The sequence below is a fragment of the Streptomyces sp. NPDC101219 genome (genome assembly GCF_044767675.1).
Taxonomy (GTDB): Bacteria; Actinomycetota; Actinomycetes; order Streptomycetales; family Streptomycetaceae; genus Streptomyces.
In genome coordinates, this window is record NZ_JBIWOK010000004.1 from 295,052 (window position 1) to 315,185 (window position 20,134).

General features: G+C 68.9%; 13 protein-coding genes and 1 pseudogene. 11 read left to right on the forward strand and 3 right to left on the reverse strand.

From position 1 onward, the window contains the following. The first annotated feature begins 123 nt into the window (after window positions 1-123). From ACIRPP_RS10035 to ACIRPP_RS10050, 4 genes and pseudogenes are all read left to right on the forward strand, one after another. Window positions 124-1,584: an aminopeptidase P family protein gene (locus ACIRPP_RS10035; RefSeq protein ID WP_403639667.1), complete on the forward strand. Its 1,461-nt coding sequence runs from the start codon at window positions 124-126 to the stop codon at window positions 1,582-1,584. A 527-nt stretch (window positions 1,585-2,111) separates the two neighbouring features. Further along, window positions 2,112-3,197, forward strand: coding sequence for a S1 family peptidase (locus tag ACIRPP_RS10040; protein ID WP_403639670.1), 1,086 nt, complete (start codon window positions 2,112-2,114; stop codon window positions 3,195-3,197). 552 nt (window positions 3,198-3,749) lie between these two features. Further along, complete coding sequence (locus tag ACIRPP_RS10045) at window positions 3,750-6,032, forward strand: collagenase (protein WP_403639673.1); 2,283 nt, start codon at window positions 3,750-3,752, stop codon at window positions 6,030-6,032. A gap of 60 nt (window positions 6,033-6,092) precedes the next feature. Then, window positions 6,093-6,429 (forward strand): annotated as a pseudogene (locus ACIRPP_RS10050) (FCD domain-containing protein); the annotation flags it as partial. Between the two features lie 363 nt (window positions 6,430-6,792). Here ACIRPP_RS10050 and ACIRPP_RS10055 read toward each other — a convergent pair. After that, window positions 6,793-7,308 carry an ATP-binding protein gene (locus ACIRPP_RS10055; protein ID WP_403639675.1) on the reverse strand — a complete coding sequence of 172 codons (516 nt, stop codon included), beginning with the start codon at window positions 7,306-7,308 and terminating at the stop codon, window positions 6,793-6,795. A gap of 250 nt (window positions 7,309-7,558) precedes the next feature. Between ACIRPP_RS10055 and ACIRPP_RS10060 the strand changes: the two genes are divergently transcribed. Further along, window positions 7,559-8,551: a LysR family transcriptional regulator gene (locus ACIRPP_RS10060; protein ID WP_164333356.1), complete on the forward strand. Its 993-nt coding sequence runs from the start codon at window positions 7,559-7,561 to the stop codon at window positions 8,549-8,551. A 925-nt stretch (window positions 8,552-9,476) separates the two neighbouring features. On the opposite strand, the gene ACIRPP_RS10065 is transcribed toward ACIRPP_RS10060, so the two are convergent. After that, window positions 9,477-12,074, reverse strand: a complete 2,598-nt coding sequence (locus ACIRPP_RS10065; protein WP_403639678.1) for a collagenase — start codon at window positions 12,072-12,074, stop codon at window positions 9,477-9,479. Between the two features lie 446 nt (window positions 12,075-12,520). On the opposite strand from ACIRPP_RS10065, the gene ACIRPP_RS10070 reads away from it, so the two are divergent. Continuing rightward, a complete protein-coding gene (locus ACIRPP_RS10070) occupies window positions 12,521-14,086 on the forward strand; it encodes an ABC transporter substrate-binding protein (RefSeq protein WP_403639681.1) in 1,566 nt (521 codons plus the stop codon). A 36-nt stretch (window positions 14,087-14,122) separates the two neighbouring features. Beyond that, the gene (locus ACIRPP_RS10075) at window positions 14,123-14,389 is read left to right on the forward strand and encodes a hypothetical protein (protein ID WP_203591638.1); all 267 of its coding nucleotides are present in this window, start codon (window positions 14,123-14,125) and stop codon (window positions 14,387-14,389) included. Between the two features lie 293 nt (window positions 14,390-14,682). On the opposite strand, the gene ACIRPP_RS10080 is transcribed toward ACIRPP_RS10075, so the two are convergent. Then, entirely contained in the window at window positions 14,683-16,161 is a 1,479-nt protein-coding gene (locus ACIRPP_RS10080; protein WP_403639684.1) for an aldehyde dehydrogenase (NADP(+)), read from the reverse strand. A 216-nt stretch (window positions 16,162-16,377) separates the two neighbouring features. Between ACIRPP_RS10080 and ACIRPP_RS10085 the strand changes: the two genes are divergently transcribed. Genes ACIRPP_RS10085 through ACIRPP_RS10100 form a run of 4 tightly spaced genes read left to right on the forward strand, consistent with a single transcriptional unit; the run spans window position 16,378 to window position 20,132 of the window. Then, window positions 16,378-17,544 carry an NAD(P)/FAD-dependent oxidoreductase gene (locus tag ACIRPP_RS10085; protein ID WP_403639686.1) on the forward strand — a complete coding sequence of 389 codons (1,167 nt, stop codon included), beginning with the start codon at window positions 16,378-16,380 and terminating at the stop codon, window positions 17,542-17,544. Further along, window positions 17,541-17,795 (forward strand): (2Fe-2S)-binding protein, encoded by a 255-nt coding sequence (locus tag ACIRPP_RS10090; RefSeq protein WP_164333351.1) that lies wholly within the window; start codon window positions 17,541-17,543, stop codon window positions 17,793-17,795. The genes ACIRPP_RS10085 and ACIRPP_RS10090 overlap by 4 nt, the downstream gene beginning before the upstream one ends. Next, window positions 17,788-19,239 (forward strand): NAD(P)/FAD-dependent oxidoreductase, encoded by a 1,452-nt coding sequence (locus ACIRPP_RS10095; protein WP_239150665.1) that lies wholly within the window; start codon window positions 17,788-17,790, stop codon window positions 19,237-19,239. The genes ACIRPP_RS10090 and ACIRPP_RS10095 overlap by 8 nt, the downstream gene beginning before the upstream one ends. Beyond that, the gene (locus tag ACIRPP_RS10100; RefSeq protein WP_403639689.1) at window positions 19,236-20,132 is read left to right on the forward strand and encodes a dihydrodipicolinate synthase family protein; all 897 of its coding nucleotides are present in this window, start codon (window positions 19,236-19,238) and stop codon (window positions 20,130-20,132) included. Before ACIRPP_RS10095 ends, ACIRPP_RS10100 begins: the two co-directional genes overlap by 4 nt. Window positions 20,133-20,134: the final 2 nt, after the last annotated feature.

A 20,134-nucleotide genomic window follows, 5' to 3' on the forward strand; every position in this document is an offset into this window, starting at 1 on the left:
GAGGTGTGACCCGTAACATAGTAATGTGAAATTTTATAGCCAAGGGGTAGGCCTGTCCGTTACCGAGCTGTGTCCTGCCTCGGATGTGCCGCCCTCTTCCCGCCCCGTTCTCGAAGGAGCTCAGTGCCGTCCGACGACATCGCCCGCCCGCACACCCGCAGTCATGATCTGCCCGTCTCCACAGCCCTGGACGTCTTCATGTCCGCCGGCTGGGCACCCTCCCCGCTCCCGCCGGACACCCGAGTGCCGGGACACGCCCATCTCCCCGCCCGCCGCGAGCGGCTCTCGGCCCGCTTTCCAGGTGAGCGGCTCGTCGTGCCTGCCGGGGTCCTCAAGGTCCGCTCCAACGACACCGATCACCGTTTCCGACCGCACAGCGCCTACGCCTGGCTGACCGGTCTGACCGGGGAGGACCAGCCCGGTCATGTACTGGTCCTCGAGCCGACAGGCTCGGAAGGGCACGAGGCGGTGCTCTACGTCCGCCCGCGCTCGCCGCGTGACAGCAGCGGCTTCTACCGCGACCGCCGTTACGGGGAGTTCTGGGTGGGCCGCCGCCCTGACCTCGACGAGACGACGATGATGACCGGCCTGCGCAGCGAGCACCTGGACGATCTGCCCACGACGTTTGCCGGTTCCCGACCGCCCACCCGCCTGCTGGCCGGGGTGGACCCGGTGCTGGAGGACCTGGCGTCCCCGGAGGGCCGCACCGAGGCGCGGGACACCGAGCTGGAGACTGTTCTGTCAGAGCTCCGCCTCGTCAAGGAACCTTGGGAGGTCGGCCAGCTGCAGCTGGCCATCCAGCACACCACCGCGGGTTTCGACGACGTGGTGCGGGCGCTGCCGCAAGCTCTGCGGCACCCCCGCGGTGAACGCTGGATCGAGGGCGTGTTCAACCTTCGTGCGCGAGCGGAGGGGAACGGGACCGGCTACGACACCATCGCTGCTTCCGGTGCTCACGCCTGTGTCCTGCACTGGATCCGCAACGACGGCGCGCTTGACCCCTCGCAGCTGCTGCTCCTGGACGCAGGCGTGGAGACCGACACCCTGTACACGGCGGACATCACGCGCACCCTGCCCCTGTCCGGTCGCTTCTCCGCTGCCCAGAGAGACGTCTACGACCTGGTCCTCGCAGCCCAGGAGGCCGCCATCGCCGTCCTGAAGCCTGGGGCCAGGTTCCGCGACTTCCACCGGGAGGCCATGCGCGTCATAGCCGAGGGTCTGCACGAGTGGGGCATCCTGCGCCTGCCACCCGAGAGGGCGCTGGACGAGGACAGCGGCCTGCACCGCCGCTACACGCTGTGCAGCAGCGGTCACATGCTCGGCATCGATGTCCATGACTGCGCACAGGCGCGAGCGGAAACCTACCTGGACGGAGTCCTGGAGGAGGGCCATGTCCTCACGGTCGAGCCCGGCCTCTATCTGCAGCCCGACGACGAGACACTGCCGCTGGAACTGCGAGGCATGGGGGTGCGTATCGAGGACGATCTGTTGATCACCGCGGACGGCGCGAAGCTTCTCTCGGACGCCCTGCCCCGCAACGCCGCCGATGTGGAGGAGTGGATGGCCCGGCTGCTGGAGAGCTAGCCGTGAGCTAGCCGGCCATCGCAACGAGCGCGGTCTCCGACAGGCCCTGCCCTGTCGGAGACCGCGCTCTGCCTGCCCTCCCCCGGCCGCTTGAAGCTGCTGAGCCACGAGGCATCCGCCAGGAAGCGCTACTTGGCGCGCAGGACCTCTGTGACTTCTTCGCCTCCAGGGGCCCTCAGGCGACAAGACTTCCGCACGTGACCGAACGTGCCACCAGGACCTATCACCGTGCGCAGTTGCTCGGACGCTGCCAGGAGACGATTCGCTCTTGCCATGTGACATGTCACCCTCCATATTGTTCCTGTCATGTCCCCGACGCCGGGCATCCGTCCAGACACAGGCAAGGGCCCGGGCCCGGCATCGGTCCCACCACATGGAGGTGCTCCGTGCACAGTGCTCCGTTACGGCTGTCAGGGCCGATAGCAGCAGTGGCTGCGTTGATCGCCACGCTCCTTCTCGCGCCGACGACCTCGGCCGCTGAGAACACCTCGGACCAGCCGGCCCCGAACGCACAGCAGAAAGCCGCAGTGACCCAACTGGTCGAGGACTACGGCATCCCGGTCGCAGAAGGACAACGCCGCATAGCCCGGCAGGACGAACAGACCGCTGTCATCACCGAACTACGCACGAAACTGGGCGAGCGGTTCGGCGGGGCCTGGGTGGACCACCAGGACGGCGGAAAGCTGAAGGTCGCAGTGACCGAGAAGGCCTCGGCCTCATCGGTGACCGCTGCGGCTTCAGGCAAGTCCCCGGTCGACACCGTGGTCGTCGATCGCAGCATGAGTGAGCTGCAGTCGATGTCGGCCTCGCTGAGCAAGCGGATCGCCAAGGCGAACAAGGCGGCGCAGCACGGCCTGCAGTCCGCGGTGGTGACCGAGAAGAACGCTCTGCGGTTGGATCTTCCGCGAGGAAAGAAGCTGACGGACGAGCAACGGCGCGTCGTGCGCTGGGCCGAGCGCACGTTCGGAGACGCGCTGGTCGTCGACAGCTACCGGCACGCGTCCCGGCCGCTGTACTGCGGCGGGCAGTACTCGTGCGATCCTCCGCTGCGCTCGGGGCTGGCCATCTACGGCGGCAACACCCGCTGCACCAGTGCGTTCATGGCCTATGACCGCTCCGGCTACTACATGATGACGGCCGGTCACTGCACCGAGGCCGCCTCCTACTGGGAGGTACCGACCTACAGCTACGGCTACCAGGGCGTAGGCAGCACGGCGAACCACCACTTCGGCTACTACGGCGACTACGCGATCGTCCGGATCAGCGACACCGCCTTCTGGCAGCCGCGAGGCTGGGTCTACACCACCCAACCCATCCGCAACTGGGACTACGACTACGTGGGTCAGTACGTGTGCAAGCAGGGCTCCACCACCGGCTACACCTGCGGGCAGATCACGGATGTCAACGCCACCGTCCAGTACCCCGGACGCACCCTGACCGGGATGACCTGGAGCACGGCGTGCGTGTCGCCCGGGGACAGCGGCAGTGGCGTCTACGACGGCTCGACCGCGCACGGAATCCTCAGCGGTGGTCCCAACAGCGGATGCGGCATGATCCACGAACCCATCAGCCGGGCCCTCTCCTCCCTGGGAGTCAGCCTGCTGGCCGGCTGACCCCCGCAATGACGCCGCCTCAGTAAGGCGAAGGCAGGAAGGCCAGCCTGGCCGAAGAGCGGCGAAGCCCAGGGCAGTTTCCCGCTCACATCAAAGACGAGAGTGCAATGTCACCTGTCGCATTGCACTCTCACCGGCCGTCCGGAGAAGTCGCCTCTCCCGAGCGCTTCTCCGGACGGCCGGGATGACCACCTGAGCCGTGTCATCCGCACGGCTGCTCCTTCTGGAGGCAGTGAGTGAAAAGAAACTTCGAGCGACCAAGCATCGCGAGGCTGGGCGCACTGATACTTGCGTTGTGCCTCGGGATAGGCCTGCTGTCAGCCCCGAGCTATGCCGCATTGAGCCGTCCGATCCAGACATCGGACGGCGAACGGGCGCACGAGGGCATACCTCCGCAGGCTTCGTTGCATGCGGCACTGGGAGAAGACCCCGAGCACGTGCACGGCAAGCCGCTGCCGGTAGAAGAACGGGCGCCGCTTTCATCGGCCACAGACGTGGTGCGTCGGGACTACGACAGCCCGGTCTCCCCTCCCCCCCTTCAAGAGGCCCTCCATGAACGAGTCTTCGGACAGGAAGGCTGCTGGTAAGGGGAAGGGAGCCGCCGCGGGCTGCAGCCCGGCAGACTTCACCAGCCGTTCGGGCAGCAGCCTGGTCAAGCAGGTCAGGACGTCCACGACCGAGTGCATCGACACGCTCTTCGACCTCAGCGAAAGCAGCGCGCAGCGGGCCTTCCGCGAGGACCGGATGACGAGCGTCGCCTACGCACTGCGGGACGGCTCCGCCGCCTACCCGGGTGACAGCAGCACCGGCATGACCCAGCTCCTGCTCTACCTGCGCGCCGGCTACTACGCGCACTGGCACGACGAGGCCACAGTGGGTGCTTACGGCCCGAAGCTGCGCACCGCCGTCCGTGCCGGTCTCGACGCGTTCTTCGCCAGCCCCCGTTCGCAGGACGTCACCGACGCCAACGGCGAGGTCCTGGCCGAAGCAGTCACCCTGATCGACAGCTCCGAGGAGAACGCCCGCTACCTGTACGTCGTCAAGCGGCTGCTGAAGGACTACAACAGCACGTACGACTCGTCCTGGTGGATGCTCACCGCGGTCAACAACGTCCACACCGTTCTCTTCCGTGGCCACCAGGTGCCGGGCTTCGTCACCGCGGTGTCTTCCGACCGGAGCGTCCTGAAGGCCCTGTACGGCTTCGCTTCCTCGCACAAGAACCTGCTCGGCACCGACCGGAGCTACCTCGCGTCCAACGCCGGACGTGAACTCGCCCGGTTCCTGCAGCACACCGCTACCCGGGAGACAACTCGTCCCCAGGTGGCCGCGTTGCTGGCCAAGAGCTCCCTCAAGGGCACCACTGCTCCGCTGTGGGTGGGCCTTGCCGAGATGACCGAGAGCTACGACAAGTCCAAGTGCAGCCTCTACGGCACCTGCAACCTCCAACAGCGCCTGGCGAGCAGCGTGTTGGTGATCAACCACACCTGCAGCGCGAGCCTGCGTATCCGCGCCCAGGAGATGACCTCGGCACAGCTGGCGTCCACCTGCCGGAGCCTGGCCGACCAGGATGCCTACTTCCACAGCATCGCCAAGGACAACGGGCCTGTCGCGGGTGACCGCAACACCAGCCTGGAAGTGGTCGTCTACAACAGCAGCACCGACTACCAGACCTACGCCGGGGCCGACTGGGGCATCAACACCAACAACGGCGGCATGTACCTCGAGGGGAACCCCTCCGCGGCCGGCAACCAGGCCAGGTTCATCGCCTACGAGGCCGAGTGGGCGCGTCCGGACTTCGAGATCTGGAACCTCAACCACGAGTACACGCACTACCTCGACGGCCGCTTCAACATGTACGGCGACTTCAACGCCAACGTATCGACCCCCACCATCTGGTGGATCGAGGGCTTCGCCGAGTACGTGTCCTACTCCTACCGCAACCTGCGCTACGACGCGGCCATCACCGAAGCCGGCAGGCGCACCTATGCGCTGAGCACGCTGTTCGACACGACCTACAGTCACGACAGCACACGTGTGTACCGCTGGGGCTACCTCGCCGTGCGCTACATGCTCCAGTCCCACCGCGCCGAACTGGACACCGTCCTCGGGTACTACCGCACCGGCAACTGGAACACTGCCCGCGCCTACCTCACCGGCAGCATCGGTACCCGCTACGACAGCGACTGGTACAACTGGCTGTCCCGGTGCGCAGCCGGCGACTGCGGGGGCTCCACCACCCCGCCGGGCAACCAGGCTCCCACTGCGGCGTTCGCGGTGTCCGTCAGTGGTCTGACGGCCAACTTCACCGACCGCTCGACGGACTCCGACGGGACCATCGCCTCCCGTTCGTGGAGCTTCGGCGACGGAACCACCTCCGCCACGGCCAACCCGGCCAAGACCTACACGGCGGCAGGCACCTACACCGTGACGTTGAAGGTCACCGACGACAAGGGCGCGACCAGCACCGCGACCCAGAGCATCGCCGTCGGCGGCGCGGACGCCACTCCCGAGTGCACCAGCAGCGACGGGCGGGAACTCGGCCGCAACTGCAAGCGAAGCAACCTGTCCGCGACTGCGGGGAACTACGCCTACCTCTACATCTACCTCCCCGCCGGCGTCCAGCAGCTGAAGGTCACCTCGTCCGGTGGCACCGGCAACGCCGATCTCTACTACAGCAACAGCACCTGGGCCACCACCTCCAGCTACACCAGCAGGTCCACAGGCGCAGGCAACAGCGAAACACTCACCATCACCAATCCGCCCGCCGGCTGGAACTACATCAGCCTGGCCGCTGCCGCGGACTTCTCCGGAGCGACGGTCAAGACCGAGTACTGAGCCCTGATCCACCGCCGACCGCCGGGGCGGGCGCGATCCTCGCGCCCGCCCCGGCTTCCTCTCATCGGGATCCCGACCGTCGGCCGGGTCGCCCGGTCGGCCTCATGGGAAGAGCTCGAGGCCGTGCGCCCCGTAGCCGAGGAGATCGTGGCCGCCGCAAGCACCGGCGACCTCATCGCCGACTTGAGATCAAACCGTCGTTTCCATCTCGGCCTGCTCGCCCTGCGGCCATTCCCGCCTCGTCGATACTGTGGCCGACGTGCGAAAGCGCTCCCGACCATACGGATTCTCTGAGCTCGCGGAAGCCGGGGCGCTGGTGGCCTCCGTGCAGGAGCACACCGCATTGCTCGACCTCATGCTGTCTGGCGACGCCGCAGCAGCTGGACTTCCCCCGTGACGTTGGACACTCGATGCTTACGCCGCGAGGGCGTTTCCTTGCTCGTACCGTTGCCGGATCTCCAGCGGCGTCAGGTAGCTCCATGCGGGTGCTTCCGTAGCCGCTTGCGGTTGTAGAAGATCCCGACAAAGGTGAAGATCTCGGCGCGGGCGGTGGCCCGGTCGCGCCAGCGGCGCACTCCACGTGCGACGTCATCGGAACAAGGTCGGTCCGAGCAAGCCGAAGAAGAGGCCAGGGCAGAGGCGGTTTATCGGCTCGCTGTGCAGGTTGAGGGCAGCCAGAGCGTCAAAACGAGCGGTTTCGCGCCCGCAGGCATACCCGCCTGCTGTGGGTCGGCTCCCGGGGCCGACCGAGAGAACGAGCTCACTTCGCCGGAAACAGACTCGCCAGCAGTCCGCTCCCCTGCGGAGCCAGTGACCAGCGTTCCCGGTCCGCCGCGAAGCCGGGGTCCGCCTCCTCAGCCGGAGCCGGCTCGGCAACCGGCTCCTGCGGCGTCCGCAGCGGCAGAACCGCCCAGCAGCGCTTACCGCGGGAAGTCGTCTCGGCTCCCCGTATCAGACTGAGGTCCTCGATCAGGGCGAGTCCCCGCCCGTACTCGTCGTCCACCTCTGTCAGCCGAGGCCGCGGGAGCTCCCGGCTGTCGTCGAGGACCGCGACGACGACCATGTCGTGCACCAGCGTCAACTCGACGGTCATGGGCCCGCCGGCGTGCCGCAGCCCGTTGGTGAGGAGCTCGGAGGTCACGAGTTCCACGCTGAAGCGGAGATCATCCTCGACCGGCCCTCCCCACCAGCTCAACGCGGTGGAGACGCGGTGGCGGGCGCGGTGAACCGCGGCCCCGGTCGCTTCGACGGTGAAGCTGATGCAGGTGTGAGGCATGATGTCGCTCCTCGAAGGCGGTGCGCTTCAGGCTTCCGCAGTCGCCTCTGCGGAACAACACGCAGGTCCGAGACTTGCACGGCGGTCAAACGCAAACAACCGGCCAGGCCATACCAGAGACTCCGGCTCACCCATAACCCTCGGACCCTCGGCCTGCTGGTCGACCGAAGGCGTCGGACCGTCTCGGATTTCCCACCCACTTCTTCGTGGCGCATAATGGACCTCTGTTCGCCCGGAGCGAGGTGCCTGCGTGGAACTTGAGCTGCGCCACTTGCGTGTGCTGTGCGCCATAGCCGACGCGGGGGGTGTCGGCCGGGCCGCCGCGGCGCTCGGGTACACCCAGCCGGCGATGAGTACCCAACTGCGCCGCATCGAGGGGCTGCTCGGCGCGGGTGTCTTCCTGCGAAGCAGCACGGGCGTGGAACTCACCGCCTACGGCGCCCAGGTCGTCGGCCGGGCCCGGGAGATCCTGGCGCTCTCCGACGATCTCGCGCGTCTGCGGCCGCCCCGCTCGTCCGGGACGACACGTCGGCTTCGCCTCGGTGCCATCAACACACCGGTGGTGCCCACCTTGCTCGACGTCCTCCGCGACGCCTGCCCCGATCTGACCGTCTCCGTCAGCAGTGTGTACGCCACCGGAGAACTCCTCGGCCTCCTTGAGGCCGGCGAACTCGACGTCGCCTTGGGGTGCGACTACCCTGGACTCCCTCTTCGTCACTCACCGAAGCTGGATCACCGGGCGATCAGGACCGTCCCGGTGTTCGTGGCCACGCCCGCAGACCACCCACTGGCGCAACGGCTGGAGGTGTCCTTGGCCGACCTGTCGGAGGACGCGTGGTTCGTCTCCGCGGACGACGGGGTGGGCTGGCCCGGCGCCTTCTACGACGCGTGCGGGGCCGCAGGATTCAGGCCCGCCGTCACACACGAGTTCCACATGCTCGACCAACTGCAGTCGATGATAGCCAAGGGGCTGGGGGTGGCCGCCGTCCAGCCCACCATGCGCCCGGTGGGCGGAGTGCTGGTCAAACCCCTCGTGGGGGATCCATTGTGGCAGCGGCATCTGCTCGTCTGGCGGCGGGACTCGGTCGAGGCGCCGGTCGTCGAGGTGGTGCACCACCATGCCGTACGCACCCACTGGCAGCTGCTGTCGCAGGCTCCGCACTTCCAGAAGTGGGTGACACGCGCCTACGCACCCGCCCGTCCCGCGAGCGGAGCCGGAAAGGCACTCCCCGGTACGGTCTGATCAGCCGACGTGTTCCGCTGCACTGCGGCATGCACGGCGTGCCACGCCCCCGTCGACGCTCCGCTGCGTGACGGACGAGCAGAGTACGGGAAGGACGCCGACCACGGTGATCTGCCCGCAGGTGTAACCGGTCGTGGAGTCCTGCTCGCACACGTACCGGCCGCCGTCGTCGTAGTCTCAGCCGGTGATGCGGGTCGACGGGTAGACCCATCCCGCAGCCGAAGAGGGTTCGGAGGCGTGCGCGTAGGTGCTGACCTCGCGGCCCTCCCCGAGAGTCCGCCTCACCCCACTCCACCACTGTGTGCTGGGCGAGGGTGAGGGTCATGCCCCGTGGCAGGTCCGGACGCCTTGTTGTCCTGCACCACCACAGCAGACTGCAGACCGTGGGCGGCGCCCTTGTTCCCCGCGGCCATAGGGTGGGCCAACTCTGCGGGCATGCTGTCGAGTTGCCGCAGGCTGCGGTCGACGACGACGGTGGTCGTCGTCGGGGGCCCGAGCCTGAGCGGGCCGGACCTCGACGGGGGCGGTGGCCGTCGACCGGGTGACGGCCACGGTCAGCCTGCCGCCGTGCTTCTGGTCGATCCAGGCTCCTGCGAAGCGGGAACCCAGGCGCTCACGCAGCGCTGTTGCGAGGCGCCGAGCCGCGGCGTGTCCTCTCACCGCTGCCGACGGCGGGTGTGGCGAGTGCGCAGGTGAGGCCGACGGACGCGATGAGGGACCTCATGGCTCGGCGGCGCCTGCGTGCGGGTGATGCCTTCACGCTCTGCCGCCTGGGAGGTCGGATGCCCGTGTGGGGGCGGGCGGTGTGTTCGCGGTCCGGGGCGACGGAGGTCTCCCCTTCTGCCGTCGCCCCGGACGCAGCCCGGGGCGGGGAGAGCCGCCCCGGGCCGTCGTGGGGGTCGTACCTTGGTGCGGGAAGCGTGGGTCAGTAGGCGGAACTCACGGTGACGCCGCTGAAGCTGCTCACGGCGTGCAGGCTGATGTAGTTGGCTCCGGCCGGCGGGTTGTTGATGGTCAGGGTGTGGTTGTTGCCGGATCCCGTCGCACGCTGCGTGTAGCTCGTGGTGCCGGGCCAGCCGCTGGTGCTGTAGTAGAGGTCCGCGTCGCCCGTCCCGCCGGAGGTGGTGATCTTCAGCTGGGTGGTGCCGGCCGGGACGTAGAGGTAAAGGTAGGCGTAGTTACCGGTGGTGGCGGACTGGTTGCCGCGTTGGCAGTTCTGGCCCAGTTCCCGGGTGTCTGTTCCGGTGCACTCGGTGCCGCCGCCTCCGCCGCTGGCTACGGTGACCGTCCTCGTTGCGGTGGCGGTGGCTCCCTTGTCGTCGGTGACGGTCAGCTTCACCGTGTAGGACCCGGCCGACCCGTACCTCTTGACGGGGTTGGTGGCCGTGGAGGTGGTGCCGTCACCGAAGCTCCAGGACCGGGAGGCGATGGTGCCGTCGGCGTCCGTGGACTGGTCGGTGAAGGTGACGTCCAGGCCCTGGACGGCGGTGGTGAACGCGGCGGTGGGCGCCTGGTTGCCGGGCGGGTTGGTGCCCCCGCCTCCGCAGTTGCCGGCCGCGCAGGCCGCCAGCCAGGTGTACCAGTCGTTGTCGTAGCGGGTGCCGATGGTGCCGGTCAGGTAGGAACGTGCGGCGTTCCAGTTTCCCGCGCGGTAGTAGCCGAGGACGGTGTCCATGTCGGCGCGGTGGTTCTCGAGCATGTACCGCACGGCGAGGTAGCCCCAGCGGTAGATGCGCGTGGTGTCGTGGCTGTACGTGGTGTCGAACAAGGTGCTCAGCGCGTACGTGCGACGGCCTGCTTCGGTCGTCGCCTCCGTATAGGGGAGACCGCGGTAGGAGTAGGAGACGTACTCGGCGAAGCCTTCGATCCACCAGATGGTCGGGGTGGTGATGTTGGCGTTGAAGTCGCCGTACATGTTGAAGCGGCCGTCGAGGTAGTGCGTGTACTCGTGGTTGAGGTTCCAGATCTGGAAGTCGGGCCGCAGCCACTCGGCCTCGTAGGCGATGAATCGCGGCTGGTTGCCGGCCGCCGACGGGTTCCCTTCCAGGTACATGCCGCCGTTGTTGGTGTCGATCCCGTACATGGCGCCGGCGTAGGTCTGGTAGTCGGTGCTGGAGTCGAAGACCACGACCTCGATGGTGCTGTTGTTGTCGTTCGCGACGGGGCCGTTGTCACGGGCCACGTTGTGGAAGTAGGCGTCCTGGTTGCGCAGGCTGCTGCAGCTGGAGGACAGCTCGCCCGAGGTCATCTGCTGCGCCTTGATGGTGATGCTGGAGCTGCAGGGGTAGGTCACCGTCAGGACGGCGCGGGCCAATTGGGCCTGGAGGTCGCAGGTGCCGTAGTAGGAGCAGTTGGCCTTGTCGTAGTAGTCGGTCATCTCGGCCACACCGACCCACAGCGGGGCCGTTCGGCCCTTGATGGAGCTGGAGTTGAGCAGGCCCGCGGCCAGGGGGCGGACCTTGGAGCGCAGTGGCGAGTGCTGCAGGAACCTGCCGAGTTCGCGTCCCGCGTTCGACGTGAGGTAGGACTGGTTCGTTCCCAGCAGCGCGAGGTGGCCGCTCGCGAAGTTGTAGAGCGCGTCGATCAGACTGGGGTCCGACTGCACGGCACTCACGAACGCGGGCACCTGATGGCCGCGGAAGGTCACGGTGTACACGTTGTTGACCGCGTTGAGCATCCACCAGGAGGAGTTCCAGGTGGAGTCGTAATCCGCCAGCAGGCGCTTGACGACGTGGATGTAGCGGGCGTTCTCCTCGGCACTGTCGATGAGCGTGACCGCCTCGGCGAGCGTCTCGCCGTTGGCGTCGTTGACGTCGCGTGAGCGCGGGCTGGCGTAGAAGGCGTCGAGCCCGGCGCGTATCGCGGTCTGCAGGCTGCTGCCGTAGGAGCCCACCGTGCTCGCGTTGTAGTAGTGGACGTAGTAGCCGGCGCGCAGGTAGAGCACGAGCTGCGGCATACCGGTGGAGGCGTTACCCGGGTAGGACGTCGAGCCGTCGCGCAGGGCGTAGGCGACCGAGGTCATCTGCGACTCGCGGAAGGCGTAGTAGGCGTCCGACCCGGTCAGGTTGAACAGGGTGTTGACGCAGTCGGTTGTAGACGCCTTGATCTGCTGGACCAGCGCGCCGCCGCTTCGGCTGGTGAAGTCGGAGACGTTGCACGCGGCGGCAAGTGCACGGGACTTGCCGGTCTTGCCGGCAACCGCCTTCTCCATCGACTTCGAGGGACGGACCGGCGCCTTCGCGGTCTTGCCGTACACCTCCTTGAGCGGGTCCTTGCTCGCGGCCAGTGGCGGAAGCTCGGACACCTTCGTGCGTCCGTGCGCGACGTGCTCCGTCTCGGCTGTGGGGGACTGCGCTACGGGTGGGGGTCCTGCGTCCTCCGGATCGTCCGCCGCGACGTGCGCGACGGAGCCGGTGTTCCCGGCTGCGCCGGCCGGCTGCGACAGCAGGCCCACGCTCATGGCGACGGTCAGGGCCAGCGGCAGCGCCGCCCCCAGACCTCGCCGTACCAGTGACTTTCTCACTGCGCCTCCCATGAGGGATCCGGCTGTGCGGAGCACGGCCGACTGAAGGGGGAGAGGGCGCGGGGAGCGGAGTGCCGCGCTGCCGCCGTAGGGGCAGACGGACGGCCTCTCGGTTTGGCATGACCACGCCCTGCACCACGGAACATGGCACAGGTGACATGCCACAGGGAATGGTGTCGAGGAGTAAGACCGTGGGCGGGACCGGTGCACGCGGGTCCGCGGCACCACCGGAGACGAGGCGGAATGGCTGCTGAAAGGGGGTGCCGAGCCCTGTCGGCCCTCTCACCGAACGGGGCATAACAGTTTCGCCGCGTCAGTCATAAGACATCGTGCCGGAAGTACCGTCGGGCCCCGAAGGACGCGATGCCTGCGCATACTTGGCCGACACTCTCTCCCCCAGGGGATCGAGATTTCCTGTTCGTCTTGAACTTGCGAGGACGAGCCTCATGAGGCCTATTCGCGCGCACATCCGCGCATCCGTCGTCACCCCCACGGTGATCGCCGCGACACTGGCAGCCGGTTTTCTGCTGTACCCGCCGGGCGGCCAGGAGGGCACCACCATCAGAGTCGGGACGACGGAACCTCCGACGTCACTGGACCCGGCCGGTGGTTACGACTCCGGCTCGACGGCTCTCTACAGCAATGTCTTCCAGACGCTGCTGACCCTTGACCCCGGAGTGACCAAGCCCGTTCCGGACGCTGCCGAAAGCTGCTCCTTCACCGACTCCGGCCTCCGCACCTACCGATGCCGGCTGCGGGATGACATCACCTTCCCCAGTGGACGCAGAATGACCGCAACTGACGTCACGTTTTCTTTCGAACGCGTCAAGAAGATAGATTCCGACGTGGGACCGTCATCCCTTCTGGACACCATCGAGACAATGGACGCCCGCGACCGGACCGTCACTTTCCGACTGACCGCACCGGACGCCACGTTCCCCTTCAAGCTGACGACCGGGGCGGGCTCGATCGTCGACTCGACCACGTACCCGGCTGACTCCCTGCGCTCGGACGGCCGGATCGACGGGACCGGACCGTACGGTCTCGTCTCCTACACGAAGGGCGAGAAGCTCTCCCTCTCGCCCAATCCTCGGTACAAGGGTGCCGCCGAGCAGACCGGCCAGCCGATCGAACTCCGCTTCTACGACACGCCCGACTCACTCGCCCGTGCCTGGAAGTCCCACCACATCGACGTCGCCCTCAGACAGCTTCCCCCCGAAATGCTCGCCGATCTGAACCCGAGCGATCCAGGGCTACGCGTGACGGAAGCACAGAGCGCGGAGACTCGAAACCTGTATCTCAACACCCGCCGCGGCAAGCCGTTCCACGACAGACGCGCACGTCAGGCGGTGGCCTGGCTGATTGACAGGGACCGGATTTCCCACGACGTCTACGACGGAACCGTGGGCCCGCTCTACTCCCTCATCCCGACGAGCATCACGGGCCACACCACCTCCTTCTTCGACAACTACCCTCACAAGGACACCGAAAGGGCGCGCCGACTACTCGTCGAGGCCGGTGTAGAAATCCCCCTGGCTTTCACCTACGGCTACGCAGCGGGACGCGGAGCAGCCCACGAAGAGGCCGCTGAGGTGAAAAGGCAGCTCGAGGCCGACGGGCTGTTCAAGGTGGCCCTCAAAGGATACGAGTGGCACGAATTCCAGAAGAGCTGGGCCGGGGGAACACTCGACGCCTATGCCGTCGGCTGGGTCGCCGACTATCCCGATCCCGACACCTTCGGCGGTCCTCTCGTCGGCACGGACGGCACCATGGCAACGGGGTACGGCAGCAAGGCCGTCGACCGGCTGATCACGCGCAGTCAGCGCTTCGCCGACCGGGGCGATGCCGAAGCCGACCTCGAAGCCCTTCAAAGGACCGTCGCCCGCGATGTGCCCGTCGTCCCGCTGTGGCAGGCCAAGGACTTCGTGGTGTCCGCGGAGGATGTGGGCGGCGGCCAGTACGCGGTGGACGGCACGGGGCTTCTGCGCCTGTGGCGACTGACCTGGGTCTGACAGCCCGGACCTGGATCGCAGGGCGCGCCGGGCGACATGTTCGGCAAGCGCCGCGTCCTGATCGTGTCGCTGCTCCCCCTCGTCGCGGGCTCCGTCGTCTGCGCGGTCTCCGACCGCCTGGTCCCGGTCGTCGTCGGCCGACGCTGCAGGGCCTGGCCACCGGTGGCATACCGGTCGGCATCAGCGTCCTATGTCGAGAACTTCTCCAACCGCAAGCGGCTACGGAAGCAACCGCATTGGGGCTACCTGACCCCGCTGGAGATCCGGCAGCGGCACGAGCAAGGACATGCCCTCGCGGCGTAGGCATCGAGTGTCCAACGTCACGGGGAAACTCCAGCCGCCACGGCACCACGGTCCCGGTCGCCCACCTTCCTGCGGCCATGCTGGGTGCGGATCCTCGGATCAAGGACACGGAACATGACTCGCCCGCCCTCGGCTGGGCACAGTTCGGAGGCAAACGGCAGGTCGAGGCGATCCTGCGAGGCCTCACCCGTAGCCTCGCTCAGCCGGGCCCCGCACCGGGCCCGGCTGAGCGGAAGCACGGGAGGGGCGGCCCGTCATCCGTTCGGCGGAGCCCTCTTGTGCGGCCGGCAGGGCTACCTCGGCCGCGGTTCGGGCGTGCCGTCGACGAGCCGGGGGATCCCCAGCGGGTTGTCGGCGCGCAGTTCCTCGGCGAGAAGGGCGTCGGGGAACGACTGGTAGCAGACGGGGCGGAGCCAGCGTTCGATCGCCAGGGTTCCGACGCTCGTCGTACCGGGCGAGCTCGTCGCGGGCCACGGTCCGCCGTGCACCATGGCGTGGCCGACCTCGACCCCTGTCGGCCAGCCGCCCCACAGGATGCGTCCGGCGAGCTCCTCCAGAATGGGCAGGAGGCGGGCAGCCGTCGTCAGGTCGGCGTCGGTGCCGTGGAGGGTTGCCGTCAACTGCCCCTCCATGTTCTCCAGCAGGCCGAGGAGTTCTTCGACACCGGACCATCGCACGATGAGTCCTGCGGCCCCGAAGACCTCACCGGAGAGGTCCTCATGGGAGGCATAGGTCGCGGCATCGCACTCGAGCACGACCGGGGCCGGTGCATACGGGCTCTCCCCGGGCTTTCCCTGCGCCAGCAACGAGACGCCGTCGACGGCCGCCCACCGTCTCGACCCCTCGATGTACGCCTCCGTGATGCCCGGAGTGAGCATGACCCGTCCTGTCGTGTCGGCCACCTCCCGGGCCACTGCCGAGCGGAAGGCGTCACCTGCCGCGCCCGTCGGCAGCAGCACCAGGCCGGGATTCGTGCAGAACTGGCCCGAGCCATTGGTCAGCGACGTCACATACGCGGCGGCGAGTGCGGCAGGGTCGGTCAGGGCTCCGTCGAGGACGATCACCGGGTTGACCGCCGACATCTCGGCATGGACGGGGATGGGCACGGGCCGGGTGTGCGCGGCCCTGACCAGGGCCAGGCCGCCTTCCCGGGACCCGGTGAATCCGACGGCCGCGATGCGTGGGTCGCGCACGAGTGTCTGACCGACTTCGGTGCCGCGGCCGACCAGCAACGAGAAGACGCCGGCAGGCATGCCGGTGCGCCGGGCGGCGGAGACGACGGCGCGGGCGACGAGTTCGCAGGTGCCCGGGTGCGCCGGGTGCGCCTTTGCTATGACGGGACAGCCAGCGGCCAGTGCGGATGCGGTGTCTCCGCCGGCGACGGAGAAGGCCAGCGGGAAGTTGCCCGCGCCGAACACGGCGACAGGGCCGACGGGCATCCTGCGCAGACGCAGGTCCGCTCGGGCGAGCGGCAGACGCCCCGGCAGCGCGGGGTCCACGCGCACACCGAGCGCGTCACCGCTGCGGACCAGATCGGCGAACATGCGCAGTTGTCCGCAGGTGCGTCCGCGTTCACCGGTCAGACGGTCCCGCGGCAGTCCGGACTCACTCGCCGCGAGGTCCAGGAGCCTGTCGCCGAGTGCCTCGATCTCCTCCGCGCAGGCGTCGAGGAAGGCGGCCCGGCGGTGCCCGGGCAAGGCGCGGTATTCGCGGGCGGAAGAGGCGGCCAGACGGGCCGCCTGCGCGACCTGGTCGGGTGACGCGTCACGCAACGGTGGGCCCAAGGGCTCGGACGTCGCCGCCTGAACGGCACGCCAGGGGGCGCCGGTTCCGGGGATGCCACGGCCGGCCACGATCGAGGTTCCAGTCAGGTGCACTGCTCTCCGTCTCCTGTTGCAGAAAAGTCGTACTGCCATTGGCGTTGTCTTCACGTCGGTCGGCTGTATAGCCTAGGCAATGGAATGTGACATTGCACAGGGGGAGGGTCGATGACCCTGAAAGTCGTCGTCGTGGGTGCGGGCGTGGTCGGCGCGGCGTGCGCCTTCCACGCCACGTCGGCGGGGCTGGACGTCACGGTCGTCGACCGCGGAGCCGTCGGCTCGGGGACGACGAGTCGCGGAGAGGGCAACATCCTCCTCTCCGACAAGGAGCCCGGTCCCGAACTCGAACTCGCTCGCCTGAGCCGTGCCCTGTGGGACGAGGCCGGCGAGGAGCTCGGGCCGGACTCCTTCGAACTCGAGCACAAGGGCGGACTGGTCGTCGCGAGCACGGCCGAAGGCCTCGCGGCGCTCGGCGGGTTCGCCGCGCGACAGGAGGCGGCCGGTGTCCGCGTCGAGCCGGTCGGTGAGGTGCGGGACGTCGAACCCCACCTGGCCCCCGGACTCCCCGGCGGCATCCGCTATCCGCAGGACGCGCAGGTGCAGCCCGTGCTCGCGGCGGCCGCCCTGCTGCGTGCCGCCGTGGAACGCGGCGCGCGCTTCCACCCGGGTGAGGTCACCGGCGCGGTGACCGGCCGGGAGGGCAGGGTGACCGGTGTACGGACGGCGGCCGGTGACGTCCTGCCCGCCGATGCCGTCGTGAACGCGGCCGGGACCTGGGGCGGTGAGGTCGGCCGGCGGCTCGGCGCGCACGTCGAGGTACTTCCCCGCCGGGGTTTCGTCCTGGTGACCGAACCGCTGCCGCCGATGGTCCGGCACAAGGTCTACTCGGCCGACTACGTCGCCAACGTGGCGTCGTCCGACGCCGGACTGGAGACCTCGTGCGTCGTGGAGGGCACGCGCGGCGGCACGATCCTGATCGGCGCCAGTCGGGAGCGCGTCGGCTTCGACACCACGATGAACACCGCCGTGATCACCCGGCTCGCCTCGCAGGCCTGCCGGTTGTTCCCCTTCCTGCGCGAGACCCATCTGATCCGCAGCTACCGCGGCTTCCGCCCGTACTGCCCGGACCACCTGCCGGTCGTCGGCCCCGACCCGCGGGCCCCCGGCGTCATCCACGCATGCGGCCACGAGGGCGCGGGGATCGGTCTCGCGCCCGCCACCGGTGCTCTGGTGACGGCCCACCTGCTCGGCCGTACCTGGCGCGGCGCCGATCCGACCGCGCACACCGGACTTCTGCCGAACCGATTCCTCACCTCTGGAGGTGCACCGGAGTGAGTGAGCTCATCATCGACGGCGAGCCACTGCCGTTCGTCGAGGGACAGACCGTCGCCGCGGCGCTCGTCGCCGCGGGTCGGCTGTCCTGGCGCACCAGCCGCGTCGGGCGCCGTCCTCGCGGAGTCTTCTGCGGGATCGGCGTCTGCTTCGACTGCCTGGTGACGATCGACGGCGCCGGCGGGCAGCGTGCCTGCCTGGTACCGGCGCGCCCGGGTATGACCGTCACGACCGAGGAGGATGACGATGAGTGAATCGACCGACCTCATCGTCGTGGGCGCGGGCCCGGCCGGTATGGCCGCGACGGTCACAGCTCTGGCGGGTGGGCTACGCGTGGTGCTGGTCGACTCGGGCACCGCCGTCGGCGGTCAGTACTGGCGGCACCCGCCGGAGCATGCGCGGGCGGCGATCCCCACCGACGACCTGCACCACGGACTGCGCGACTACCGCGCCCTGAGCCAGGCGTTGTCGGCGTACTCCCAAAAAGGCCGGCTGGATCTGCGCCTGGCGCATCATGCCTGGTCCGCCGTCCGCGAGGACGACGGATTCGCCGTCCACGTGGTCGACCGCCGGGACGCGCCGCGGGAGACCGCCGGAGCCCTGCGTGCGCCGAGACTGCTCGTGGCGACCGGGGCCTACGACCGGCAACTGCCCTTTCCGGGCTGGGACCTGCCCGGTGTGCTCACCATCGGCGGCCTCCAGGCACTGCTCAAGGGCGGCGGGGTCACGGCCGGGAGCCGGGTGGCGCTGGGCGGCACCGGCCCGTTCCTGCTGCCGGTGGCCGCCGGTCTCGCGGCGCGCGGAGTCGACGTCGTCGCGGTCTGCGAGGCCGCTCACCCGCTGGCGTGGCTGCGCCACCCCGGGCCGCTGCTGCGCAACCCCGCCAAGTGGACGGAAGGGGCACGGTACGGCGCCACGCTCGCTCGCCACGGCATCCGGGTCCACCCGCGCACGGCGATCATCCGCGCCGAAGGAGGCGACCGCGTCACAGCGGTCCGGATCGCCTCGCTGAGGCCGGACGGCAGCCCCCGGCCCGGCACCCGACGGCAGGTCGAGGTCGACGCCGTCGGTGTCGGCTGGGGATTCGCACCCCAGCTCGACCTGCTCGTTCCCCTCGGCTGCGCCCTCACGGACGCTCCGGACGGCAATGCGGTCGTCGCCGTCGACGGCGGACAGCGCACCACCGTCCCCGGTCTGTACGCCGCGGGGGAGACCTGCGGAGTGGGCGGGGCGGTACTCGCGGTGGGCGAGGGCCGTCTGGCCGCGGAATCCGTCCTCGCCGACTCCGGCGCCGCTCCCGTGCCGGGGCGCAGGCGGCTGTCCGCGGTGCGCTCCGCGGTGGCCCGGCAGCGCGGCTTCGCCCGGGCGATGGCCCTGGCCCATCCGCTCCCTCCGGCCTGGCCGTGGTGGCTGAGCGACGACACCGTGGTGTGCCGCTGCGAGGAGGTCACCGCGGGCGCGGTCCGCAGCGCCTGCGCCGGGGGCGGGGCCCACGACCACCGGCAGGTCAAGCAACTGACCCGCGCCGGGATGGGCTGGTGCCAGGGGCGGATGTGCGGCCCTGCCGTGCACTGCCTCACGGCCCAGGAGCGGGCCTACACGCCCGCAGAGCGGCTTGTCGCAACGCCCATCAGTCTCGGGGCGCTTGCCGACATCGATGAAGAAGAACACCGACAACTTCCGAAGGAGCACACATGACAGAGACCCGCATGCCCTGGCACGGCGTCATCGTCGCGACCAGCCTGCAGTTCCACGACGACCTCACCGTCGACTTCGACGCCTACGGTGAGAACGTCGCCTGGCTCGCCGAGCAGGGATTGCACGGTGTCGCGCCGAACGGGTCGCTGGGCGAGTACCAGACACTGACCTACGAGGAGCGCGACCGTGTCGTCGAGACGGCCGTGGCGAACGCCCCCGACGGGTTCACCGTCATGCCCGGTGTCGGGGCCTACGGCGGTGCCGAGGCCAGGCGGCACGCCCAGTTCGCCAAGGACGCCGGCTGCCAGGCCGTCATGTGCCTGCCGCCCAACGCCTACCGCGCCGACGACCGCGCGGTCCTGCAGCACTTCGAGCTGGTGGCCTCGGTGGGGCTGCCCGTCACGGCGTACAACAACCCCATCGACACCAAGGTGGACCTGCGCCCCGACCTGCTGGCCAAGCTGCACGCCGAGGGGTTCATCGTCGGTGTCAAGGAGTTCTCCGGCGATGTCCGGCGCTGTTACGAGATCGCCGAGCTGGCGCCCGGTCTCGACCTCATGATCGGTACGGACGACACCGTGCTGGAGGTCGGCATGGCCGGCGCCAAGGGCTGGGTCGCCGGTTATCCGCAGGTCTTCCCTTATGCCTGTCTTGCGCTGTACGAGGCGTCCGTCGGCGGCGATCCGGACACGGCCCTGCCGCTCTACCGTCGGCTGCACTCGGTGCTGCGCTGGGACAGCAAGACGGAGTTCGTGCAGGCCATCAAGCTCGGCCAGGACATGATCGGCCGGCGGGGCGGCGCCTGCCGCCCGCCGCGGCAGGCTCTGGCCCCGGAGACCGAAGCCGTCGTGCGCGCCGCCACCCAGGCCCTCATCGACGCCGGGGTGAACTGACG